A 21,910-nucleotide genomic window follows, 5' to 3' on the forward strand; every position below is an offset into this window, starting at 1 on the left:
CGGCCCGAACCGGAGCGCGCCGTCCGTCGGGTCGAGCGTCGCGACCGCGCCGCCGGGATCGCCCCGGCCGCACCGCCGCGGTCAGGTCTCCAGCCGGTACCGGTACGGGCGGTCCGAGATGACCTCGACCTCGCCGCGCTCGGCCCACCGGCCCAGCACGGTCGCGACGCGGTGCGGGCTGTCGATCTCCTCGCACTCGTCGGCGAGCGCGAGGATCTCCCGCGCCGTCAGCGGCTCGTCGGCCTCGGTGAGCACGCTGCGGATTCGGTCGTATCGGTCGTATTCGCCGCCGCTCATACGTCCTACGTACGGTAGGGCGACATATAGGCTTCAGTGAGACAGGAGTCGGACAACTGTCTGACACGAACGTCGAAACGGACGCTCACCGCGGATTCGGAGGGCTTCGACCGTCTCGTCCCGTCCTCCTTTCACCCGTCGGCCGTCAGGCGTACGGGTCTTCGGCTTCCAAGTCGCGCTCGGCGCGGTACTGCTCGACGAACTCGGTCACGTCGAACTCGACCATCTCCGCTTCGAACGCCGAGAGCGCCTCGTCGTCGACGGCGTGGCTCACGGCGTGTTCCATCAGTTCGACGACGAGTTCGACGACGATCTCGTGGAGCCGCCGGGAGTCGAAGTCGGCCACCCACGTCATCGCGTAGCCGACGTCCGCGTTCTCGCTGGCGTCGTACGCGACGACGGCCTCCGGGAACTCCTCTAGCACGACGCCGAGCAGGTGCGGCGTGTCAAACTCCGGCATCTCCTCGCTGGTCGTCTCGATCGCCTCGCGGAGGACCTCGACGAGGAAGTCGGGGAGGAAGCGCTCCGGTGGGTGCACGTCCATCACGACCGCGTGCGTCTCGCCGCAGTCGCACTCGAACTCGCGCATCCCGAGGTCCAGCTCGCCGGCCGCTATCGTCTGTCCGCAGGGCAGCTCCAGCGTGTTCTCGTCACCGCCCGGGACGCGCGGCTGGGACATGGGATTCCTTGGTCGCTGTCGGGGTTAAAAGACGCGGAACGAGACGCGCCTGGGGCGCGCTCGCGGTCGGCGACGCTGACCTACTCGTCGTCGTGTTCCTCGGGATCGGAGCCGTCGTCGTCCCCAGAACTCTGCTCGTCGTCGTCTCCAGCGCCATGCTCGTCGTCGTCTCCAGCGCCATGCTCGTCGTCGTGCCCAGCGCCCCGCTCGTCGAGTTCCTCATCGCTACCGTGCGTCTCCACCTCGGCTTCGATATCGATCTCGACGCCGCCGGCCTCGTAGCTCGCTTCCACGAGCTCGGCGTCGTCGCGCTCGATCTCCAGCTCGTCGCTGTCGACCTCGACTTCCACCTCAACGTCGACGGTGACCTCGTCGGACATAGCCGGGCGTCGATACGCCCCCCAGACGAAAAAACGGTCGGCGGTGGGAGACGGCGGTGCCGCCTACTGAAACCCGATCCGGCCGCCGGTGTCGCGGAGCGTCTCGCCGCCGCCGCCGAACTGCTGTTCGATCTCCTCGTAGTACGAGAGGATGTCGTCGTTGACGGTCGGCCGCACCGACTCCATGGCGCGCCGGAAGTGCTTCATCTCGACCTCCTCGGCGTCGTCGTCGTCGCGTAGCGCCTCGATGGCGGCCTCGCGGGCGATCCCCTCGAGGTCGGAGCCGACGTAGCCGTCCGTGATCTCCGCGACCTCGCGGAGGCTCACGTCGGGCGCGAGCGGCGTGTCCTGCGTGTGGATGTCGAGGATCTGTTCGCGGCCCTCCTGGTCCGGCTGGCCGATCATCACGAGCCGGTCGAACCGGCCAGAGCGAAGCAGCGCGGGGTCGATCATGTCGGGGCGGTTCGTGGCCCCGATCACCATCACGTCGCCCATGTCCTCCAGCCCGTCGAGCTCGGTGAGCAGCTGGTTGACGACGCGCTCGGAGACGTTGTTCCCCATCTCTTGGCCGCGAGAGGGCGCGAGGCTGTCGAGCTCGTCGAAGAAGATGATCGTCGGGCTCACCTGCCGGGCCTTCCGGAAGGTCTGCCGGATCGCCTTCTCCGACTCGCCGACCCACTTCGAGAGCAGCTGCGGCCCCCGAACCGAGATGAAGTTCGCGTTCGTCTCGTTGGCGACGGCCTTCGCCATCAGCGTCTTCCCGGTGCCGGGCGGGCCGTACAGCAGGACGCCCTTCGGCGCGTCGACGCCCATCCGGTCGAACTTCTCCGGCGAGGTGAGCGGCCACTCCACCGACTCCTGGACCTGCTCTTTGGCCTCGCTGAGCCCGCCGACGTCGTCCCACGATATCTTCGGGAGCTCGACGAGCACCTCGCGCATCGCCGACGGCTCCACCTCCGTGAGCGCGCCGGAGAAGTCATCGCGCTTGACGATCATCCGGTCGATCAGGCTCGGCGGCACCTCCTCGTCGTCGAGGTCGATCTCGGGGAGGTAGCGCCGGAGCGCCTTCATCGCGGCCTCCTTCGTCAGGCTCTCGATGTCGGCGCCGACGAAGCCGTGCGTCTCGTCGGCGAGGTGGTCGAGGGAGACGTCGTCCGAGAGCGGCATTCCGCGGGTGTGGATCTGGAGGATCTCCTTGCGGCCCGTCTCGTCGGGGACGCCGATCTCGATCTCGCGGTCGAACCGGCCGGGGCGGCGGAGCGCCGGGTCGACGCTGTCCACGCGGTTGGTCGCCCCGATGACGACCACCTGCCCGCGCGTCTCGAGGCCGTCCATCATCGTGAGGAGCTGCGCGACGACGCGGCGCTCGACCTCGCCCGTCACGTCCTCGCGCTTGGGCGCGATCGAGTCGAGCTCGTCGATGAAGATGATGCTCGGGCTCTCCTCTTTCGCGTCCTCGAAGATCTCCCGGAGCTGCTGTTCGGACTCGCCGTAGTACTTCGAGATGATCTCCGGGCCGGCGATCGAGAAGAACGACGCCGACGTCTCGTTGGCGACGGCCTTCGCGAGCAGGGTCTTCCCCGTGCCCGGCGGACCGTGCAGGAGGACCCCCTGCGGCGGCTCGATCCCGAGCTTCGAGAAGATCTGCGGGTGTTTCATCGGCAGTTCGACCATCTCACGGACGCGCTGGATCTCTTTCTGCAGCCCGCCGATGTCCTCGTAGGTGATCCCGCCGCCCGTCTTCTCGAATCCGGAGATCGGCTCCTCGCGGAGCTCGACTTCGGTGTCCTCGGTGATCAGACAGACGCCGTCGGGCTCGGTCTCTACCGCGATCAGCGGGATCGCCTGCCCGGGCGACCGCATGAACGGGTGGTTCGTCGAGGACATCACCGGCACGATGTCGCGCTCGACGACCGGCCGCTTGAGGATCTGACGTTTCACCATGCCGGCGGCGTCGGAGCCGAACTGGACCGACGCCTCCTCCGGCGGGGCCAGCACGAGCTTGTCGGCCTTCTCCGCCTCGGCCTTCCGGATGGTCACGCGCTCGCCGATACCGACGTCGGCGTTCTGCCGCGTGAAGCCGTCGACGCGGACCGTGTCGGTGTTCCAGTCTTGGCGGTCGGCGCGCCAGACCTTCGCGGCGGTCGTCTCCGAGCCCTCGATCTCGATGATGTCGCCGGGCGAGAGCTTGAGGTGCAACAGCGTGTCGGGGTCGAGGCGGGCGATGCCGCGTCCCGAGTCGTTCGGGTACGCCTTCGCCACTTCGAGTTGGACTTCGTTCATGATTCCTCGCGGGGGTTACCCGTATCTCCATCCGGTTCGGGAATAAGCCTGTTGCCCCTGGCGGTACCGCCGGCCGGTCCGGGAGAACCGGGGCCCGCGGCGGACTGTGTCATCATGTGCCATGGTACGGACCCCCGACGTAAAACGCCGTCGTAAGCGTGCGTTTTCGCCGTCGATCCGGAGGGGATCGCGACGGACGCTTTTTGACCGCTCGAACCGACGTTCGGGTGTGTTCGACTCGCTCTCGGGGCCGATGCGCTCGCTGCTCTCTCGGGTCGCGTTCCTCGCGGCCGGCGCGCTCGTCGGCCTCGGACTGTACGCGCTCGACGCCGGCGGCGTCCTCGTCGTCCCGCTCTCGGTGATCGGGGCGCTGGTGCTCGGCGAACTGTACCTGTTCGCGGCCGCCGAGGCCTCGTAGCGCCGCCGTCGCCGTCGACGACGGTCCCGACGTCCGGTCCCGGATCACGGGGTATATGTCCCGCGCTCGCCTCCGGTCCGCCATGCGAACGCTCGTCTTCGACGGCCGGACAGGCGCCGCCGGCGACATGATCTGCGCCGCGCTGATCGCGGCCGGCGCCGACCCCGACGCCCTCTCGCCCGTGACCGACAGGCTCCCGGTTCGGTACGAGGTCGGGGAGACGACGAACAAGGGGATCCGAGCGACGACGGTCGACGTGCTACTCGCGGAGTCGGGGGACGACGAGGGTCGCGACGGTGAGGTGCGCGACGCCGGCCGACCCGCAGAGAGCGGTCACGAGGTCGATCCCGAGAGTGACCACGATCACGGGGACGGTCACAGCCATACCCACGACCACGGGGACGGTCACAGCCATACCCACGATCATGGTCACGACCACGGGGACGACGACGAGGACGGCGACCGAAAACGCGCCCACGGCCACGCCGAGGGCGCCGGCGTCCACCGCAGCTACCCCGAGGTCGTCGCGCTCGTCGAGTCGATGGACCTCCCCGCGTCCGTCGAGTCGCTCGCGCTCGACGCCTTCGAGCGCCTCGGTCGCGCCGAGGCGTCGGTCCACGGCACCGACCTCGACGAGACGCACTTCCACGAGGTCGGCGCGGACGACGCGATCGCCGACGTGGTCGGGGCGGCGCTCCTCCTGAACGACCTCGACCCCGACCGCGTCCTCACCACGCCGGTCGCGACCGGCGGCGGCGAAGTCGAGATGAGCCACGGCGTCTACCCGGTCCCCGCGCCCGCGACGACCGAGATCGCGGCGGCCGCGGACTTCTCGGTGGTCGGCGGCCCCGTCGACCGCGAACTGCTCACGCCGACCGGGGCCGCGATACTGGCCGCCGTCGCCGAGGGCGTCGACCGGCTCCCACCGCTCGACGTGGACGCCGTCGGCTACGGGGCGGGCGACGCGACGCTCCCCGACCATCCGAACGTCCTCCGCGTCCTCGCCGGCGACGGCGGCGACAACCGCGACGAGGGCGCGGCGGCGAACGTCGACGACGGGTTCGTCCGCGACGAGATCGCGGTCCTGGAGACGAGCCTCGACGACGCGTCGCCGGAGGTGCTCGGCGGGCTTCAGGAGACGCTCACGCGCGCCGGCGCCCGCGACGTGACCATCCTCCCGACGACGATGAAGAAGTCGCGGCCGGGACACCTCGTGAAGGTCGTCTGCAAGCCCGACGACGCCGAGGCGGTGGCGGAACGGCTCGCCCGCGAGACGGGGACCCTCGGCGTCCGGCAGTCGGGCGCGAGCCACCGGTGGATCGCGGACCGCGCCTTCGAGACGGCGACGCTCGCGGTCGACGGCGACGCCCACGAGGTGTCGGTGAAGGTGGCCTCGACCGCCGACGGCGACGTCTACGACGTGAGCGCCGAGTACGACGACGCGGTCGCGGTCGCCGAGGCCGCGGGGCTCCCGATCCGGGACGTGCTCCGGCGGGCCGAGGCGCAGGTCCGCGACCGGCCGGGCGAGTGACGGAAAGCGATCGAAACCGTCCCGGTCACTCCGGAGGATCGACCCGTTCGACGCGCTCTGGTTCCACGCCGAACCGGTCCGCCAGGCGCGACGCGATGCGGTCCGCGACGCCGCCGGGCGGCTCCGATCGCGGGCCCCCACCGGGTCTCCCTCTCGTCTCGTCGTTGGGTCTCCCTCTCGTCTCGTCGTTGGGTCTCCCTGCCGTCTCCCCGTCGGGGTCGGCGACCGGACCCTCGTCCTCGACGAAGAGGGTCGCGACCGCCTCGACCGTGGTGTCGTTCAGGCCCGGCCGGACTCCGGCGATCGTCAGATCCTCGACGGTCACGCCGTCGACGCGCTCCAGCTGTCGCCGGGCGCCCGCCGCGAGGTCGCCCCCGGCCGCCTGCGAGACGCGAACGGTCACCGTCGCTTCCACCGTCTGCGTGCGGATGGCTGCTGCCATGAGGCCCTCGCCGCGAGTCGAACGCGGTGCGACCTCGAACGCCGCGGGTCGCCGTCGACGCCCGCGGGAGCGGGCGGCGAGGCGGCGTCGGCGCTCGCGAGGGGAGGGTCGCGTCCGGGCAGTTCAGCGGTCGACGCGGCGGCTGGAGAGAACGGGATACGGTCCGTCCCGCGGGGGAACCTCCCCAGCCGACGCGCGTTACGCGGTCGGCCGGACGGACCGTGTGTTCGGAGCCCCGTAGCCGTTCCAGCCGAGGAGCGCGCCGCTGTCGGCGGCGGACGTCGGAACGGGGGAACGGGCGTGGGTCATACGTGGACTCCGCGGCGCGAATGCGCCGTTACTCCGTCAATATGTCGGATGGTTATTAAATCTATGGCGAGGTTGTGAGGCAGTGTCACGCGACGTCGCCTCGGCGAGGAAGGCGGCCCAGAGACCGACGGGTTCCCCGGGCGTGATCGCCGCGAATCCCCGCCGAGACCGTCGCGGGCGACGGGTTCCGTCGACGGCGAGACGACAGGCCTATGCCGAACGCCCGACCAGATGCACGTAACGAAGCCACCGTTATGATCGAGCGAATCCACACGTCGGACGTCGAGCCGGACGCGGACGAGGTCGCCATCGCCGGCCACGTCCACGAGATCCGCGACCTGGGAGGCCTCGTCTTCCTCATCGTGCGCGACCGCGAAGGACTCATTCAGGTCGTCTTCAAAGAGGAACGCGAGCCGGAGCTGTTCGAGGCCGTGCAGGACGCCGGCGCCGAGGACGTGGTCCGCGTGGTCGGCGAGCCGCTGGAGAGCGACCAGGCGCCCGGCGGCGTCGAGATCGCGCCGACCGAGTACGAGGTCATCGACGAGGCCGACTCCCCGCTCCCGCTGGAGATCTCGAAGGACATCGAGGTGGACCTCTCGACCCGGCTCGACAACCGCGCGCTCGACCTCCGGAAGCCGCAGACGCTCGCCGTGTTCAGCCTGCGCTCGAAGCTGATGACGGCGATGGAGGAGTGGTTCGACGACGAGGGGTTCGTCGACATCAAGACGCCGCTCATCTCGAAGGGCGGCGCCGAGGGCGGCGCGGAGCTGTTCCCGATCCTCTACTACAACAAGGACGCGTTCCTCTCGCAGAGCCCGCAGCTGTACAAGCAGATGCTGATGGCCTCCGGTTACGAGGCCGTCTACGAGACGGGCACCGCGTTCCGCGCGGAGGACTTCGCCACCTCCCGGCACGTCTCCGAGATCGCGATGTTCGACGTCGAGCTCGCGTACATCGACGACCACGACGACGTGATGGACGTCCAGGAGGAGTCGCTGCGGTACGCGCTCCGCGCGGCCGCCGAGAACGCCGAGCGCGAGCTCGACCTCCTCGACGTCGACCTCGCCGTGCCCGAGGACGACTTCCCGCGGATCACCTTCGACGAGGCGCTCGATATCCTGGAGACCGAGTACGGCCACTTCCCGGACGACCCGACCGACCTCGACACGAAGGGGGAGAAGCTGCTCGGCGAGCACTTCGAGGAGCAGGGGCATCCGGCGTTCTTCGTCGTCGGCTACCCCGACGAGAAGTTCTACTACATGCAGGACGTCCCCGAGGACGACATCGCCTCGCGGAAGTTCGACCTCATTTATAAAGGTCAGGAGCTCTCCTCGGGCGGTCAGCGCGAGCACGACGTCGACCGCATGGTCGACGTCATGGAGGAGGAGGGCGTCGAGACCGCGAACTTCGAGTTCTACATCGAGGCGCTCAGCTTCGGCACGCCGCCCCACGGCGGCTACGGGCTCGGCATCGACCGCCTCGTCCAGAAGGTCGCCGACCTCGACAACATCAAGGAGGCGATCATGTTCCCGCGCGACCCGAACCGGCTGGAGCCGTAACGGCGTCGACCCGGGACGACCCGCCGCGTGACGGTCCGTCGCGGAGGATGGTGTTCCCCGGGAGGCGGTCGGTCGTCGCCGGTCCGGAAGGCGATCGGTCGTCGCCGGTCCGGAAGGCGGTCGGTCGTCGCCGGAGACGTCGGCCGCGGCCGCGCCGTCGACCGCGACCGTTCGGCGTGTTCTTTTATAAGTGGTGGCTGGGAAGGTCGCGATCGAGCCGTCAGGCCGCCTGCATGCGATTAAACCGCGTTAAATCGGAGCCAAATGGGCTGAAGGGCTTCTTCCATTAAAGGAGGTCGCGCCCCGAGCGGGAATCGTCATGAACGCGATTCGAACGACACTGATCGTGGCGCTGGCCGCGGTGGTACTAGTCGGGACCGGCGCGGCCGCCGGTGCCGTCGCGGCGACGCCCGGACCGGACGACGCGTCGGGCGACGCGGGCCCGCCGAGCGACCTGCCGGACCAGGTGCCGGACTTCGTCGGCGACATCCTGAGTAGCGTGAACGACTTCCTCTCGGGCGGCGTCGACGACCTCGGCGACTCCGTGAGCGACGTCGCCAGCAACGGGGACGACGCCGACGCCGGTGAAGACGCCGAGACCGACGACGAGTCGGGGGGCGCGTAACGTGACGGACCGCACGCCCGCCGCCGACGCGGCCGAGACCGATTCGGTCTCCCGACGGACCTACCTGCAGGCGACCGGCGCCGCCGCGCTCGGGGCCGCCGGGCTCGCCGGCTGCGTCGGCCGCACGACCGGAACGCTCGCGACCAGAGTGACCGACCAGCCGGCCGACATCGGCGATTTCGAGTCGCTCGTGGTCACCGTCCAGGGGATCTGGCTCGGAGCCGAAGGCGCCGAGAGCGGCGCGGACGGAAACGAGACCGACGGTGACGGCGGCGACGACGCGAACGCGACTGACGGCGACGACGACGGCAACGAGACCGACGACGGTGACGGCGACGAACCCGCCGGTCGCGAGTACCACGAGTTCGACGAGTCACAGGAGGCGGACCTCGTCCGGCTGCAGAACGGCGAGACGCAGCTGATCGACGAACGGGAGCTGTCGGTCGGCACGTACCAGTTCCTCCAGCTCGACGTCACGAACGTCGACGGTACCCTTGAGGGCGGCGACGAGGCTGACGTCGACCTGCCCGGGAACGCGCCGCTGACGTTCAACGAGGCGTTCGAAGTCCGCGAGAACACCCGGACGAGATTCACCGCCGACTTCGCGCCGGTGCGCCGGGGGAACGGCTCGTACCTCCTGCGCCCGGTTCCGCGCGGGATCGAGGTCTCCTACGGGGGGACCGACGAGGGTGACGGCGGCGGGAACGAGTCCGACGGCGGTTCGTGAGGATCGACGGTAAGTAACCCGTAGACCCCCGTTGAAGCCGTCTCGGATCGGCGTCGCGACGGCGCCGCCGCCGCGGCTTCGGGGTTAGGGCTGGGTTCGTCCCGGGATCCGGGGTCTATGGGAATGCACGCTCGCATCGGCTATCAGAGAGGCACACGGTTCGTATCGATCGTTCGGGGGCTCGGTGCTTCCGAACGATCGGCGCGTTCCTCCCGCAGTCGCGGTCCCGATCGGGACCGCGCGAGGGCATCGACCGCCGACCGCGGCGGTCACGCCGTTGCAGCGGATTCTTCTCGCACGAACGTCCGATACAGCGGGCCGGCGAGCAGCAGCGCTCCCGTGCCGGCCATCGCGACCAGCACGGTCGGATCGACCGCGGAGAGGTCACCCGCGGCGAGCCGGTCCAGCGAGACGCCGACGGCGACGCCGACGATCACCCACGGGAGTTCGCCGGCCGCGGTTCCGAGGAGGAACGGTCGCGTGCGGACTCCAGCGGCTCCCGCCCCGACCGAGACCGCGTCTGAGGGGAGCGGAAGCAGACGGGTGGCCGCCACGGCACGGAGGCTTCCGGCGGCGGTCGCCAGCCGCTCGCCCGCGTCGCAGAGGCGGTCCGCGGTCCGAGAGGCGCCGCGGACCCGGACGCTCCCCGCCCGCGCGAGGCGGTAGCGGACGACGGCCGTCGCCACCAACAGGACGACGCCGAGCGGGACGCCGACCCAGCCGTATCCGAACCCGACGGCCACGGCGAGCAGCGTCGTCGGCCACGCTAACAGCGGCCTGACGGCGGTCAGCGCGAGCAGCGCGACCCCGAACCGGACCGGGTCGTCGGCGAGCAACGCGAGCCGTGCGACGGCGGCCTCGGGCGACGCGATCCAGGCGGCGACGGCCGCGCAGGCGCCGGCGAGGCCCGCGACGAGGTATCCGAACAGCGCGAACCGGCGGTTCACGCCCAACGGTTCGCTCCGCGGCATAAACGCTTTGTGGGCCGGCGTCGCCCCGCAGGCGCGCGGTCGCGGCCGTCCGCGGCGGACCGCCTCTCCCGCCGCCGACTCACTCGTCGGCGAACGCCCGCCGGAACTCCTCCGGGAGGTGCTCCCGCTGCCACTCCTCGACCGCGTCCTCGCCGAGGACGCTCGCCCAGAGCGCGAGGAGCCCGGCGCCGAAGGCGACGCCCGGGGCGATCAGGGCCGCCGCGTCGAGGAACAGCCCGGGTTGGAAGACGAGGAACCCGATCCGGTCGCGGACCGCGCCCCAAGCCGGGCCGAACGCGATCCACCGAAACGCGAACGGTACCACCGTCACCGTCGCGACCGGGTAAGCGAGGGCGTCGGTCACCGGACCGCCCTTGCCGCGCACGAACGCGGCGGTGTAGAATCCCCAACAGGCGAGCGACGCGAACGCGGACGCGACGCGGCGCGGTCCCGCGGGTTCGCCGTGATCGAGCGCGCCGACGCCGAAAAGCAGGGCCGCGGCGCCGACGTAACCGATCAGGCACGGGACCGCGCCCCCCGCGAGCACGGCGGCGTGTTCGCCGCGGGACTGTCCGGCGAACGGCGCCAGTCCGAGGGGAACCTCCATCGAGCGCGGATGCGACCGGCGGTCGGTTGAAGCTTTCGCGTCGAGGGAGCGGTCGCGGGTGAGACGCCCGCTCAGGAGAGCTTCCCTAGCGCCTCGAAGAAGTCCGACGGGGGGCCGGCGATCCGCATCGGGGGCGTCGTCCGCTCGACGGTCACCTCGACCGGCGCCTCTAGGGTCGTCACGTTCCGCCCGTCGCTGACGACGGTCGCCTCGTCGACGCCCTCGACCGCGACCGTGACCGCGGCGTCGACGTCGACGACGAGCGGCGGCATCCCCGACTCGGCGGCCATCTCGTTCACGATGATCCCGCTCACGCCCGGGCCGACGAGCGGGCCGCGCTCGGAGAGGTTGTACGCCGTCGACCCGGTTGGGGTCGCGACGAGGACGCCGTCCGCGTGGCCGCCCGCGTAGCGGCTCCCGTCGACGCGGACCTCGTAGTCGACGCCGGCCCCGGGACCGCGGCGGTCGCTCTGGATCACGACCTCGTTCGCCGCCGGCACCGACGTCCAGTCGCCCGCGTGCGCCGCGAGCCGCGGCGCCTCCCGCACGTCCAGTTCGCCGCGACCGAACGCGTCGACCTCGGCGAGCACGGCCGCTTCGGCGTCCGACGGGGGAACCGCGTTGAGGAAGCCCACCTCCCCGAGGTTGACGCCGACGATGGGCGTGTCGCCGGCGTTGCGCGCGACGAAGAGAAACGTCCCGTCGCCGCCGACCGCGACGGCGAGGTCCGCGTCGTCGAGGGCGTCGACCGAGCGGCCGCGGTCACCCTCGCCGAGCGCGTCGGCCGTCTCCGCGTCGAGCCAGACGGACGCGCCCGCGGCGACGACGGCGTCGCGCAGCTCCGCGGCGAGGCTCGCCGCGCGCTCGCTTCCCTTCCGCGCCACGATGCCGACCTCCATGCGCTACCGATTCTCGCCACCGGACAAAAGGATGCGGACTTCGGCCCCGGCTTCCGGAAAGTTTCAAGCCGGCCGGCCGCGTTGCCAAGGACATGTCGACCGCCCACGGCCGGCTGAAACGATGATCGAAGAGGACGACTGGTTCGAGCGCGCGCTGCGCGACCTCGACGACGAGTCCGACCGCTCGGGAGACGCCGAGGCTGACGATTTCGGGAGCGAAGACGCCGAGACCGACGATGCCGAGGCGGTGGGCGACGACGCCGAGGCCGTGGGCGACGAATCCGGGAGCGACGTGGCTCCGGACCGCGGGGAGGGGGACGACCCGTTCGGCGGAGTCCGCGACGGGACGGACGAGACCGACGAGACTGGCCCGGAAGGCGGTGACGACGGCGGCGCCGAGAGCGACTCACTCGGCGGGGGATCGTTCGGTGACGACGATCCGTTCGGCGGAAGAGAGTTCGGTGAGCCTGGATCGCCGGGCGAGGCGACCGGCGAGGACTTCGGCGGCGGCGACGACTTCGGCGGCGGCGACGACTTCGGCGGCGGCGACGACTTCGGCGGCGAGGAGTTCAGTGAGGACGATTTCGGCGGCGGCGACGACCTCGGTGCCGACGACTTCGGCGGGGACGCTTTCGGTGACCCGGACCCGTCCGGTGCGGACGAGAGCGCGGGGGATCCGCTCGGCGGCGCCACCGGGCCGGACGGCGACGACCCGTTCGGCGGCGGGTCCTTCGGCGAGGACGACCCGTTCGGCGGGTATCGAAACCGCGCTCCGGGCGGATCCGACGGCTTCGGCGAGTTCGGCGGCGGTGACGGCGCGGGCGGTGCCGGCGGCGCCGGCGGCGCCGAGCCCGGATTCGACGTCGACCCCGACGAGTTCGAGTCCTCGATCGAGCGCACCGACGTGGGCATCGAGGGACTCGACGAGATGATCCTCGGCGGCGTCCCGCGTCGCTCCCTGCTCTCCGTCATCGGCGGGGCGGGGACGGGGAAGACGACGTTCGCGCTCCAGTTCCTCAACGAGGCGCTCGAATCCGGGGGCAAGGGCGTGTACATCACGTTAGAGCAGACGCGCGAGTCGATCCTCTCGACCGCGTCGGAGAAGGGGTGGACGTTCCGCGACCACGCCGACGAGGGCCGCCTCGCCGTCGTCGCCATCGACCCCATCGAGATGGCGAACTCGCTGGCCTCGATCCGGAACGACCTCATCCGCCTCATCGCCGACTTCGACGCCGACCGGCTGGTGCTCGACTCCGTCTCGCTGCTGGAGATGATGTACGACCACCCGGCGAAGCGGCGCTCTGAGGTGTTCGGCTTCACCCGGTCGCTGAAGGAGGCCGGCGTGACGACGCTGTTGACCTCGGAGGCCAGCGAGGAGAACCCCTACGCCTCCCGACACGGGATCGTCGAGTACCTCACCGACGCGGTGTTCGTGCTCCAGTACGTCCGCGGCTCTGACTTCCGCGCGACGCGGCTCGCCGTCGAGATCCAGAAGATCCGCGACGCGAACCACTCGCGGGAGACCAAACCCTACGAGATCACCGACACCGGGATCTCCGTCTACGGGCAGGCGAACATCTTCTAGTCGGGCGCGCGTTCCGTCCGCCCCGTGCCGCCGCTCGCGTCGCGCCGGTCGCTACGCGCGACTGATAGGGTTCAATTCCGTCCGGTGATTTCTCTCACTACGTTCGAGAAATGCACCGTCCGGGAATTGAACCCGGGCTATTAGCTTGGGAAGCTAATGTCCTACCACTGGACCAACGGTGCTCGCCCGGAATTATCCGACGACCACACTTTAACATAGCGTTTCCGGTGCCGGGAGCCACATGCTTAACAGGCTGCCGGGGCAGTCTATAGCATGCACTCGCAGCCGACCGAAGCCGACGTGTCCGCCGACGCGGAGGCCGTCGAGCGCGTCCGCGAGCGACGCGCCGCGCTCGCCCCCGCGCTCGGCCGGACGTGGACGGACGACGAACCGTGGCGCTTCCTCACCGACCTCACCGCGATCGGGAGCCGCATGGCCGGCAGCGACGGGAGCGCCGGGCGGCGGGGGTCGTCGCGGCGGCGTTCGGAGCGCGCGGGGCTCGCCGACGTCGACACCGAGCCCTTCGAACTGGACGCGTGGGAGCGCGGACGCGCGTCGCTTCGCGTTCGGGTCCCGAACCGGAACGGCGAGGGCTCGGTCCGCGAGTTCGAGTCGATCGCGCTCCCGTACTCGCCCGCCGGCGAAGTCTCCGGGGAGCTCGTCGACGTGGGGTACGGCACCCCCGCCGAGATCGACGAGCGCGACGTCGAGGGGCGGATCGCCGTCGCCTCGACGACGACGCCGGACGGTCGGTTCGTCCACCGGATGGAGAAGTTCGGGTACGCGATCGAGGCGGGCGCGGTCGGCTTCGTCTTCGTCAACCACCTCGACGGGCAGCTCCCGCCGACGGGCTCGCTGACGTTCGGCGGGGAGGCCGACGCTGTCGCGGTCGGCGTCTCCAAGGAGTCCGGCGCGTGGCTCCGGGAGTACGCGGCCGGCGGAGGCGGCGCGGGCGGGACGCACGTCGCGAGCGACGCGGCCGCCGAGGCCGAGCTCACCGTCGAGGCGACGACCGAGCCCGGCGAGAGCCGGAACGTCGTCGGCCGCGTCGGGCCCGACACGGACGAGCGGCTCCTGTTGCTCGCCCACTACGACGGCCACGACATCGCGGAGGGGGCGCTCGACAACGGCTGCGGGATCGCGACCGTGGCGACCGCGGCGGGGATCCTGACCGAAGCGGAGCTTCCGATCGGCGTCGACGTCGTCGCCGTCGGCGCCGAGGAGGTCGGGCTCCTCGGCGCGGAGCACCTGGCTGAGACGGTCGACCTCGACCGGATACGGGGCGTGATCAACGTCGACGGCGCGGGGCGCCACCGGGACCTCGTCGCGCTCGCGCACGCCTCCGACGCGGCCGCGTCGGTCGCGAGGTCGGTGTCGACGGCGACCCGCCAGCCGATCGCGGTGGACGCGGAGCCGCACCCGTTCTCCGACCAGTGGCCGTTCGTCCGCCGCGGGGTGCCGGCGCTCCAGCTTCACAGCGACTCCGGCGACCGCGGCCGCGGCTGGGGTCACACGCACGCGGACACGCGAGACAAGGTCGACGACCGGAACGTCCGGGAGCACGCGATGCTGACGGCGCTGCTCGTCTGCGAGTTCGCGGCCGCCGAGCGCGACGTGCCCCGGCTCGACCGCGAGGAACTCGTCGCCGAGTTCGTCGACGCCGACTTCGAGACGGGGATGCGCGCGGCCGACCTCTGGCCCGACGGCTGGGAGTAGCGCGCGTCAGTCGTGCGGTACGGAGGGAGTGACGGAGAGGGCTACGGCCCGCGCCCGGTCGGCACGGTCGGCGTCGTGCGCTTGTGAGCCGTGGCCCGGTGTCGGTCGAGAAGGTCGGCGACGGTCTCCTCGTCGACGTCGACGCCGCCCTCCTCGTCGACGTCAACGTCGTCCTCCTCGCCGTCCGACAGCCGCTCCGCGATCGCCGCGGCGCCGAGCCCGCGGTCGACGCCGAGCCGGAGCACGCGGTCGATGACCTCGTACGGGGCGCCCAGATCGTCGGCGTCGCGCTGTCCGGGGAGGAATCCCGCGGTCGGCGGCTTCTCGACGACGAACTCGGGGACGTCGAGCTCGGACGCGAGGGCGCGGACCTCGGTCTTGTACAGGTGCCCGATCGGGTGCACGTCCGCACCGCCGTCGCCGTGTTTCGTGAAGTAGCCGAGCAGCAGCTCGCTCCGGTTGGCCGTCCCGCAGACGAGGCGGTCCGTCGCGTTCGCGGCGAGGTACGCGAGCGTCATCCGGAGCCGAGCGACGGCGTTGCCGGACAGGACCGGTTCGTCGTGGAGATCGAAGCGGTCGGGCGCGACCGCCCCGAACTGCGCGAACAGCGAGTGGAGGTGGACCGTGTCGTGATCGATCCCGAGCGCCTCGGCCAGTGCCTCGGCGTCGCGAGCGTGGTGCGCGCCGACCTTGTTACACGGGAGTATCAGCCCGTACACGCGGTCGGCGCCGAGCGCCTCGACGGCCAGCGCCGCGGTCACCGTGGAGTCGAGCCCGCCGCTCATGTTGACCACGACCCCCTCGGCACCGGCGGCCGCGACCCGCGAGTCGAGGAACGAGCGGACCCGCTCGCGCTCGTCACCGGGGTCGCGGAGGCGACGGTCCTCGTCGCCGGTGACGTCGTCGGGAACCGACTCGCCGGCGTGCGGTCCGTCGGTCGCAGCCGTCTCGTCGCGAGCGTCCGACCGGACCGAACTCGCGGCGCGCCCGTCTAATGAGTCGCCCTCGAAGGCGGGAGACCCCCGATCACTCATCGTTCGGGCCTCCGGTCGTCCCCGTCGTCGCTCCGCGGTTCCACGGCGTGGCGCGGTCCGGGACCGCGGCTCGGCGGGGACCCGACCGCGGTCGACCGTCGGTTCGACGATTCATGTTCGACTCCCGCTTCCGAACGGACGGGTAAATACCCACGGTGCCAACTATATAAGGTATTGTGAGAATTATCTCAGATACCAGTGTAAATACGGAATACTGATAAAGAAATTCGGGGTCATACAGCGAAAGATAGCTGATACGCAGATTGTGTCTCATATGGAGTAACAGGAGTTCTGTTCTATGTGCATTTTGGCACTAATAACATATGTTTGTGGGATTAGTCGGCTCCCAATTACTGTATCAAGAATATAAGGTGCGTAGAAGCAAACGTTTATCCATATCAATTTGTTGGATTCGTGTATGTCGACGATACAGCTCACGACGAGTCAGAAACGCGTCTTGACCGCGCTCGTGAACCTCGCGGAAAACGCCGATCTCCCGGTCTCCGGGGGTGACATCGCCGAGTCGATCGATCGCAAAGCCGGCACGGTCCGGAACCGGATGCAGAGCCTTCGGGACCTCCGGCTGGTCGAGGGCGTCCCGGGGCCCGACGGCGGGTACGTCCCCACCGACGGCGCCTACGAGACTCTCGGCGTCGAGCGGATGGACGACGCCGAGACCACGCCGGTCGCCGTCGACGGCGACCCGGTAGAGGGCGTGAACGTCGAGGAGATCGACCTCTCCAGCGTCGCCAACCCCGAACTCTGCCGCGCTGAGTTGGTGATCCGCGGCCCGGTCGGTCCTTTCGAGGCCGGCGATCACGTCACCGTCGGTCCGACGCCGGCCGCCGGGCTGCGCCTCTCGGGGACCGTCGACGCCACGAACGTCGACGGTAACACCCTCCTCCTGCGCGTCGACGGGATGGAGACCCCGTCCGCCGACGCCGCCGAGGAGAGCGCGGCCGACTAAGAGGCGTCGCCGTCGCGGCGCTCCGCGGACTCGACGCGGTCCCCCGACGCGATCCGGTCCCGGATCGCCCCCGTCGCGGCGGCGGCGTGACGGGCCGTCTGGTACCGCTCTCCGAAGGCGACGCGGGCGCTCTCGGCGGCCTCCCGGTCGACGTCGAAGGCGACCCCGTCGTACGCGACGTCCCACAGCACCAGCGGCTCGGGCGGCGCGGGGCCGACGCCGAGTTCCCCCGGCACCGGCTCCGCGTCGAGCAGGCGGTCGATCCGCGACGGCTCGGTGTGGCCCCGTCCGACCGCCCGGACCGCGGCGACGAGCCGGCGGACCAGCGCGCGCGGGAAGCCGTCGGCGGCGACTTCGACCACGAGCAGGTCGCCGTCCCGGGACACGGTCGCGGTCAGGTTCCGGACGGTCCCCGCGTCGTCGCTCGTCAGGTTGTGGAAGTCGTGGCGGCCCGAGAGCCGATCGAGGGCGTCGCGGACGCGTCCGTCGTCCACGGCGCCGTCGGGGGCCGGCGAGGAGGCACCCGCCGCGGGCGCGTAGAGGTGGTACCGGTACGTCCGCCGGACCGCGTCGTGCGTCGCGTGGAACCCGTCCCGGACGTCCGCGGCCGCCCAGACGCGCACCGATCCCGGGAGGTGCCCGTTGAACGCCCGCGGCGTGAGCCACGTCGGCGCCTCGAACGCGACCGTCTGCGCGACCGCGGAGACCCCGGCGTCGGTGCGGCCCGCCGCGGCGTAGCCCGGCGGCGTCGCGTGCGTCGGCCCGTCCCCGCGATCGAGCAGTCCGTGTTCCGCGAGCGCCCGGAGGAGGGTGCCTTCGACGGTCGTCGCGTGGGGCTGGCGCTGGAAGCCGGCGTACTCGCGGCCGTCGTACGCGACCCGGAACGCGCGAGTCGTCGCGGCGGCGGTCACGTCCCGTCTGCGGACCGGTCGTCGCCCCCGTCGGCGTCGCCCGTCGTCGCATCCTCGCCCGTCGTCGCATCCTCGCCCGTCGTCGCGTCGTCGCCGTCCACGGCCATCGGCACGGTGACGACGGGAACGGAAGAGACCCGGACTATCTTCTCGGTGACGCTTCCGAGGAGGACTCGCCGAAGGCCGCTGCGAGTGTGGCTCGGCATCACGACGATGTCGGCGCCGGTGTCCTCGATGGCGGCCTCGATGATGTCGATCGGCTCGCCCTGCCTGACGTCGCCGACGACGTCGACCCCCGCGTCATCGAGCTCCGCGGTCACCGTCTCGACGCGCTTTCGCGCGGCGTCCTCGATCCGTTCGGCGAACGCCCCGGCCTGCGGCCCGCCGAGCGTCTGCGCCAGCGTGTCGACCGCTGAGACGACGTGGACGGTGGCGTCGTAGCGCTCGGCGAGGCTGGCGGCGTGCGGGACGGCGTCGTTCGACTCGCCGCCCGGCGCGACCGGGAGGAGGATGTCGTCGTACATACCCGGCACTGCTCGGGCCGGGTGCAAAACGATACCGGCCGTTCGAGCGAGCGGCGCAGTCGACCCGCGAGCGGGACGGATCGGCGGGTGGAGGCGGCCGAAGCGACGGGTGGAGGCGGCCGAGGCGACGGGTGAGGGCGGACCGTTACAGCCCGAGCGCGTCGAGCAGGTCGAAGCCCACACCGACGTAGCCGACGAGTTTGAAGCCGAGATAGATCCCGACGATCGCCATCACGCCCGGTAACTCCGGCGGGGCGGGGATCGGGACGCGGAGGAACGCGAACAGCGCGCCGACCGTCACCCCGACGAGAAGCGCGGCGGCGGTCAGGACGGTGGTCGAACCCATGTCGACGCGTCGGCGACGTCCGTTTATAAACGCGGTGTTCGCGGTCGGGGACGCGGCGGCGGGGATGGGTAGGGTTTTCCGACGCGCGTCCCTTCACGGCGACATGGCACGAGAGGTTTCCAACCCCGACAACCCGCAGGTGACGCTCCAGACGAACCACGGCGACGTCGTCGTCGAGCTGTTCGCCGACCGCGCCCCGAAGACGGTCGAGAACTTCCTCGGACTGGCGCGTCACGACCCCGCCGCGGACGCCGACCCCGCGCGCGACACCAACACGTGGGAAGACCCCGAGAGCGGCGAGGTCCGCGGCGACTCGCTGTACGAGGGGAACGTCTTCCACCGCGTCATCGAGGACTTCATGATCCAGGGCGGCGACCCGCAGGAGAACGGCCGCGGCGGCCCCGGCTACCAGTTCGACGACGAGTTCCACGACGACCTCACCCACGACGGTCCGGGGATCCCCTCGATGGCGAACTCCGGCCCGAACACGAACGGCTCGCAGTTCTTCATCACGCTTGACGCGACCCCGCACCTCGACGGCAAGCACGCCGTCTTCGGCCAGGTCATCGATGGGATGGACGTCGTCGAAGAGATCGGCGCCGTCCCGACAGACCGACGCGACGAGCCCCGCGACACGGTCGAGATCGAGCAGGTCGCCGTCGACGAGTAGACCGGCGCCGCGGTCCCCGATGTCGACGCCGCGGTCCCCGATGTCGACGCCGCGGTCCGCCGTCCGAGTATCTTATACTACCCGATTCTCAAGCTCCTCGCCGTCATCGAGCCTGGTGAGGTTGCCGGCGAGGATGTCGGCGACGCGGTCGTAGTAGTGCGGCGTGTGGCCGGCGTTGTGCGGGGTGATCGTGGCGTTCCCGAGCCCCCACAGCGGGTGGTCCTCCGGGAGGGGTTCGGGGTCGGTCACGTCGAGGGCGGCCCCTCTAATCCGGCTGTTCCTGAGCGAGGAGACCAAGGCGTCGGTGTCGACGATCGGCCCGCGCGCTACGTTTATAAGGACGGCGTCGGAGCGCATCGTTTTGAGCGCCTCCGCGTCGACGATCCCCCGCGTCGTCTCGGTGAGCGGGCACGCGAGCACCACGTACTCGGCGTCGGCGATCGCCTCGTGGAACTCGTCGAAGCCGTACACCGCGTCGGCCGGGCCGCCCTTCTCGGGCGAGTACCGGACGCCGACCGCCTCGACGTCGAACGACGCCAGCCGTTCGAGGACCGTCTGCCCGATGGCGCCGAGCCCGACGACGGCGACCGTCGAGCCGTACACCTCGGTCGTCTCGTAGGTGCGCCACTCGCGGTCCGCCTGCTGGCGGTGCGCGCGCGGCCACCGGCGGGCGTGCGTGATCATCGACCCGACGACGTACTCGGCGATGTTCGGGCCGTGGACGCCGGAGGCGTTCGTCACGGCGACGCCGCGGTCCGCGAGCGCCTCGCGCGGGAGGTGCCCGGTCCCGGCGAACACGCAGGCGAACAGTTCGAGCTCCTCGGCGGCCGCCAACAGCTCCTCGTCGATGTGGAGCCCCACCGCGGCGCGGGCGGTCGCGATCAGCTCGCGCTCCTCCGCCGGCGTCCGGGCCAGCGCGATCTCGCGGTCGGGGAGTCGCTCGCGGAGCGACGCGACGAGGTCCGACGCGTCCGATCCGTGGATCGTCTGTCGCAGCACGAGGACGTCTGGATCGCTCATGGCGACGCCACTCGGCGCGACCGTTATAAAGGGTGCCCGTGCGGCGAAGGGTGCCGGATTCGGGGCGCGCGGCGGCCGGTCCGGAAGGTGGCCGGTCCGGAAGGTGGCCGGTGCGGGGCGAGGCCGTTGTGGGGCGCGGTCGCGGCGGAGTTCGGTTACTCCAGGGCCGCGTCGAACGCGCCCTGCAGGTCCGCCTTCATATCGTCGACGTGTTCGAGGCCGACGGAGACGCGGATGAGTCCGTCCGTGAGCCCCGCCGCGAGACGCTCCTCGCGCGGGATCGCGGCGTGGGTCATCGCGGCCGGCTGCTCGATGAGGCTCTCGACCCCGCCGAGCGACTCCGCGAGCGTGAACACCTCGGTCTCGCTCACGACGGTCGACGCCTGATCGAGGCTCCCGTCGAACTCGAAGGAGAGCATGCCGCCGAACGCGTCCATCTGCTCTGCGGCGAGCTCGTGGTCCGGGTGGCTCTCCAGGCCGGGGTAGTAGACGCGGCTCACGTCGTCGTGGGACTCGAGCCACTCCGCGAGCGCCGCGGCGTTCTCGCAGTGGCGGTCCATCCGCACCGGGAGCGTCTTCGTCCCGCGGAGCACGAGGAAGCAGTCGAACGGGCCGGGGGTCGCGCCCACCGAGTTCTGGTAGAAGCCGAGTCGCTCGTCGAGTCCCTCGTCGTCGACGATGAGCGCGCCGCCGATCGTGTCGGAGTGGCCGCCGAGGTACTTCGTCAGCGACTGGCAGACGACGTCGGCGCCGTGTTCGAGCGGACGCTGGAGGTACGGGGTCGCGAACGTGTTGTCGACCGCACAGAGCGCGTCGTTGGCGTGGGCGATGTCCGCGAGCGCGCCGATGTCGTTGACGTTCATCAGGGGGTTCGTCGGCGTCTCGACCCACACCAGCTCCGTCTCCTCCCGTACCGCGTCCCGCACGGCGTCGTGGTCGGTGGTGTCGACGAAGGTGGTGTCGACGTCGTACTCGTCGTACACCTGCGTGAGGATGCGGTGGGTGCCGCCGTACACGTCGTCGCCGGCGACGACCTGGTCGCCCGCCGACAGCAGGTTCAGGACGGTGTTGATCGCGGCCATGCCCGAGGAGAAGCAGCGCGCGTGGCTCCCCGACTCCAGCGACGCGAGGTTCGCCTCCAAGTCGGTCCGCGTCGGGTTCCCGGTCCGGCTGTACTCGTAGCCGCGGTGGTCGCCCGGTCCGTCCTGCTCGTACGTGGAGTTCGCGTGGATCGGCGTCATCAGCGCGCCGGTCTCGGGGTCGGGCTCCTGTCCCGCGTGGATCGCGCGGGTCTCGAAGCGCGGGTCGTCGCCTTCGGGGTGGTCGCTCATATCGGGGACTCGTCGGCGAGCGTGGTGATTCTTCCCCTTCGGAGCGGCGGTGGCCGAACGGACCCGTCGCTGCCGGAGC

Annotated in this window: 22 protein-coding genes, 1 tRNA gene and 1 pseudogene; 9 read left to right on the forward strand and 15 right to left on the reverse strand. The window is 70.8% G+C overall.

Annotated elements, in window-relative coordinates:
* Positions 1–81: 81 nt before the first annotated feature.
* The 4 genes from DJ82_RS02190 to DJ82_RS02205 form a co-directional block, all read right to left on the reverse strand.
* Positions 82–297: a hypothetical protein gene (locus DJ82_RS02190; RefSeq protein ID WP_094558344.1), complete on the reverse strand. Its 216-nt coding sequence runs from the start codon at positions 295–297 to the stop codon at positions 82–84.
* A gap of 145 nt (positions 298–442) precedes the next feature.
* On the reverse strand, positions 443–976 hold the full coding sequence (locus tag DJ82_RS02195) for a DUF5815 family protein (protein WP_094580957.1): 534 nt from the start codon (positions 974–976) through the stop codon (positions 443–445).
* 80 nt (positions 977–1,056) lie between these two features.
* Positions 1,057–1,356, reverse strand: a complete 300-nt coding sequence (locus tag DJ82_RS02200; protein ID WP_094558343.1) for a hypothetical protein — start codon at positions 1,354–1,356, stop codon at positions 1,057–1,059.
* Positions 1,357–1,419: 63 nt separating this feature from the next.
* Positions 1,420–3,639: a CDC48 family AAA ATPase gene (locus DJ82_RS02205; RefSeq protein ID WP_094523759.1), complete on the reverse strand. Its 2,220-nt coding sequence runs from the start codon at positions 3,637–3,639 to the stop codon at positions 1,420–1,422.
* A 229-nt stretch (positions 3,640–3,868) separates the two neighbouring features.
* On the opposite strand from DJ82_RS02205, the gene DJ82_RS02210 reads away from it, so the two are divergent.
* Positions 3,869–4,057 (forward strand): hypothetical protein, encoded by a 189-nt coding sequence (locus tag DJ82_RS02210; RefSeq protein WP_094523760.1) that lies wholly within the window; start codon positions 3,869–3,871, stop codon positions 4,055–4,057.
* Positions 4,058–4,139: 82 nt separating this feature from the next.
* A complete protein-coding gene (gene larC / locus DJ82_RS02215) occupies positions 4,140–5,588 on the forward strand; it encodes a nickel pincer cofactor biosynthesis protein LarC (RefSeq protein ID WP_094580958.1) in 1,449 nt (482 codons plus the stop codon).
* A 25-nt stretch (positions 5,589–5,613) separates the two neighbouring features.
* Here larC and DJ82_RS02220 read toward each other — a convergent pair whose 3' ends face one another.
* Positions 5,614–6,030 carry a hypothetical protein gene (locus DJ82_RS02220; RefSeq protein ID WP_094580959.1) on the reverse strand — a complete coding sequence of 139 codons (417 nt, stop codon included), beginning with the start codon at positions 6,028–6,030 and terminating at the stop codon, positions 5,614–5,616.
* A 563-nt stretch (positions 6,031–6,593) separates the two neighbouring features.
* Here DJ82_RS02220 and aspS point away from each other — a divergent pair.
* From aspS to DJ82_RS02235, 3 genes are all read left to right on the forward strand, one after another.
* Positions 6,594–7,898, forward strand: coding sequence for an aspartate--tRNA(Asn) ligase (aspS, locus tag DJ82_RS02225; protein ID WP_094580960.1), 1,305 nt, complete (start codon positions 6,594–6,596; stop codon positions 7,896–7,898).
* 319 nt (positions 7,899–8,217) lie between these two features.
* The gene (locus DJ82_RS02230; protein WP_094523764.1) at positions 8,218–8,523 is read left to right on the forward strand and encodes a hypothetical protein; all 306 of its coding nucleotides are present in this window, start codon (positions 8,218–8,220) and stop codon (positions 8,521–8,523) included.
* Position 8,524: 1 nt separating this feature from the next.
* Positions 8,525–9,250, forward strand: a complete 726-nt coding sequence (locus tag DJ82_RS02235) for a DUF4382 domain-containing protein (protein WP_094580961.1) — start codon at positions 8,525–8,527, stop codon at positions 9,248–9,250.
* 269 nt (positions 9,251–9,519) lie between these two features.
* Here the strand turns inward: DJ82_RS02235 and DJ82_RS02240 are convergent, their stop codons facing one another.
* The 3 genes from DJ82_RS02240 to DJ82_RS02250 all read right to left on the reverse strand — a co-directional run bounded on the left by DJ82_RS02240 (position 9,520) and on the right by DJ82_RS02250 (position 11,727).
* Positions 9,520–10,197: a TVP38/TMEM64 family protein gene (locus DJ82_RS02240; RefSeq protein ID WP_094580962.1), complete on the reverse strand. Its 678-nt coding sequence runs from the start codon at positions 10,195–10,197 to the stop codon at positions 9,520–9,522.
* A 103-nt stretch (positions 10,198–10,300) separates the two neighbouring features.
* Entirely contained in the window at positions 10,301–10,828 is a 528-nt protein-coding gene (locus DJ82_RS02245; protein WP_094580963.1) for a hypothetical protein, read from the reverse strand.
* A 71-nt stretch (positions 10,829–10,899) separates the two neighbouring features.
* Positions 10,900–11,727 (reverse strand): NAD(+)/NADH kinase, encoded by an 828-nt coding sequence (locus DJ82_RS02250; protein ID WP_094523768.1) that lies wholly within the window; start codon positions 11,725–11,727, stop codon positions 10,900–10,902.
* 121 nt (positions 11,728–11,848) lie between these two features.
* Between DJ82_RS02250 and DJ82_RS02255 the strand changes: the two genes are divergently transcribed.
* On the forward strand, positions 11,849–13,312 hold the full coding sequence (locus DJ82_RS02255; protein ID WP_094580964.1) for a KaiC domain-containing protein: 1,464 nt from the start codon (positions 11,849–11,851) through the stop codon (positions 13,310–13,312).
* A gap of 111 nt (positions 13,313–13,423) precedes the next feature.
* Here the strand turns inward: DJ82_RS02255 and DJ82_RS02260 are convergent.
* Positions 13,424–13,494, reverse strand: a tRNA-Gly gene (locus DJ82_RS02260).
* Positions 13,495–13,585: 91 nt separating this feature from the next.
* On the opposite strand from DJ82_RS02260, the pseudogene DJ82_RS02265 reads away from it, so the two are divergent.
* Positions 13,586–15,028: pseudogene (locus DJ82_RS02265) on the forward strand (M28 family peptidase).
* A gap of 41 nt (positions 15,029–15,069) precedes the next feature.
* Here DJ82_RS02265 and nadE read toward each other — a convergent pair.
* Entirely contained in the window at positions 15,070–16,062 is a 993-nt protein-coding gene (nadE, locus tag DJ82_RS02270) for an NAD(+) synthase (protein ID WP_094580966.1), read from the reverse strand.
* 418 nt (positions 16,063–16,480) lie between these two features.
* On the opposite strand from nadE, the gene DJ82_RS02275 reads away from it, so the two are divergent.
* On the forward strand, positions 16,481–17,029 hold the full coding sequence (locus DJ82_RS02275) for an Rrf2 family transcriptional regulator (protein WP_094580967.1): 549 nt from the start codon (positions 16,481–16,483) through the stop codon (positions 17,027–17,029).
* Here the strand turns inward: DJ82_RS02275 and truA are convergent.
* The 3 genes from truA to DJ82_RS02290 form a co-directional block, all read right to left on the reverse strand.
* Positions 17,026–17,940 carry a tRNA pseudouridine(38-40) synthase TruA gene (gene truA, locus DJ82_RS02280; protein WP_094580968.1) on the reverse strand — a complete coding sequence of 305 codons (915 nt, stop codon included), beginning with the start codon at positions 17,938–17,940 and terminating at the stop codon, positions 17,026–17,028. The two genes, DJ82_RS02275 and truA, sit on opposite strands and share 4 nt — an antisense overlap.
* The gene (locus DJ82_RS02285) at positions 17,937–18,464 is read right to left on the reverse strand and encodes a universal stress protein (RefSeq protein ID WP_094526465.1); all 528 of its coding nucleotides are present in this window, start codon (positions 18,462–18,464) and stop codon (positions 17,937–17,939) included. The genes truA and DJ82_RS02285 overlap by 4 nt, the downstream gene beginning before the upstream one ends.
* A 145-nt stretch (positions 18,465–18,609) precedes the next feature.
* A complete protein-coding gene (locus DJ82_RS02290; protein WP_094524157.1) occupies positions 18,610–18,810 on the reverse strand; it encodes a XapX domain-containing protein in 201 nt (66 codons plus the stop codon).
* Between the two features lie 103 nt (positions 18,811–18,913).
* Between DJ82_RS02290 and DJ82_RS02295 the strand changes: the two genes are divergently transcribed.
* Positions 18,914–19,480, forward strand: coding sequence for a peptidylprolyl isomerase (locus DJ82_RS02295; protein WP_094580969.1), 567 nt, complete (start codon positions 18,914–18,916; stop codon positions 19,478–19,480).
* Between the two features lie 72 nt (positions 19,481–19,552).
* On the opposite strand, the gene DJ82_RS02300 is transcribed toward DJ82_RS02295, so the two are convergent.
* Entirely contained in the window at positions 19,553–20,500 is a 948-nt protein-coding gene (locus DJ82_RS02300; RefSeq protein ID WP_094526463.1) for a D-2-hydroxyacid dehydrogenase, read from the reverse strand.
* Positions 20,501–20,655: 155 nt separating this feature from the next.
* Positions 20,656–21,831 (reverse strand): cystathionine gamma-synthase, encoded by a 1,176-nt coding sequence (locus DJ82_RS02305; RefSeq protein WP_094580970.1) that lies wholly within the window; start codon positions 21,829–21,831, stop codon positions 20,656–20,658.
* Positions 21,832–21,910: the final 79 nt, after the last annotated feature.

The sequence above is a fragment of the Halorubrum sp. Ib24 genome (genome assembly GCF_002252745.1).
Taxonomy (GTDB): domain Archaea; phylum Halobacteriota; class Halobacteria; order Halobacteriales; family Haloferacaceae; genus Halorubrum.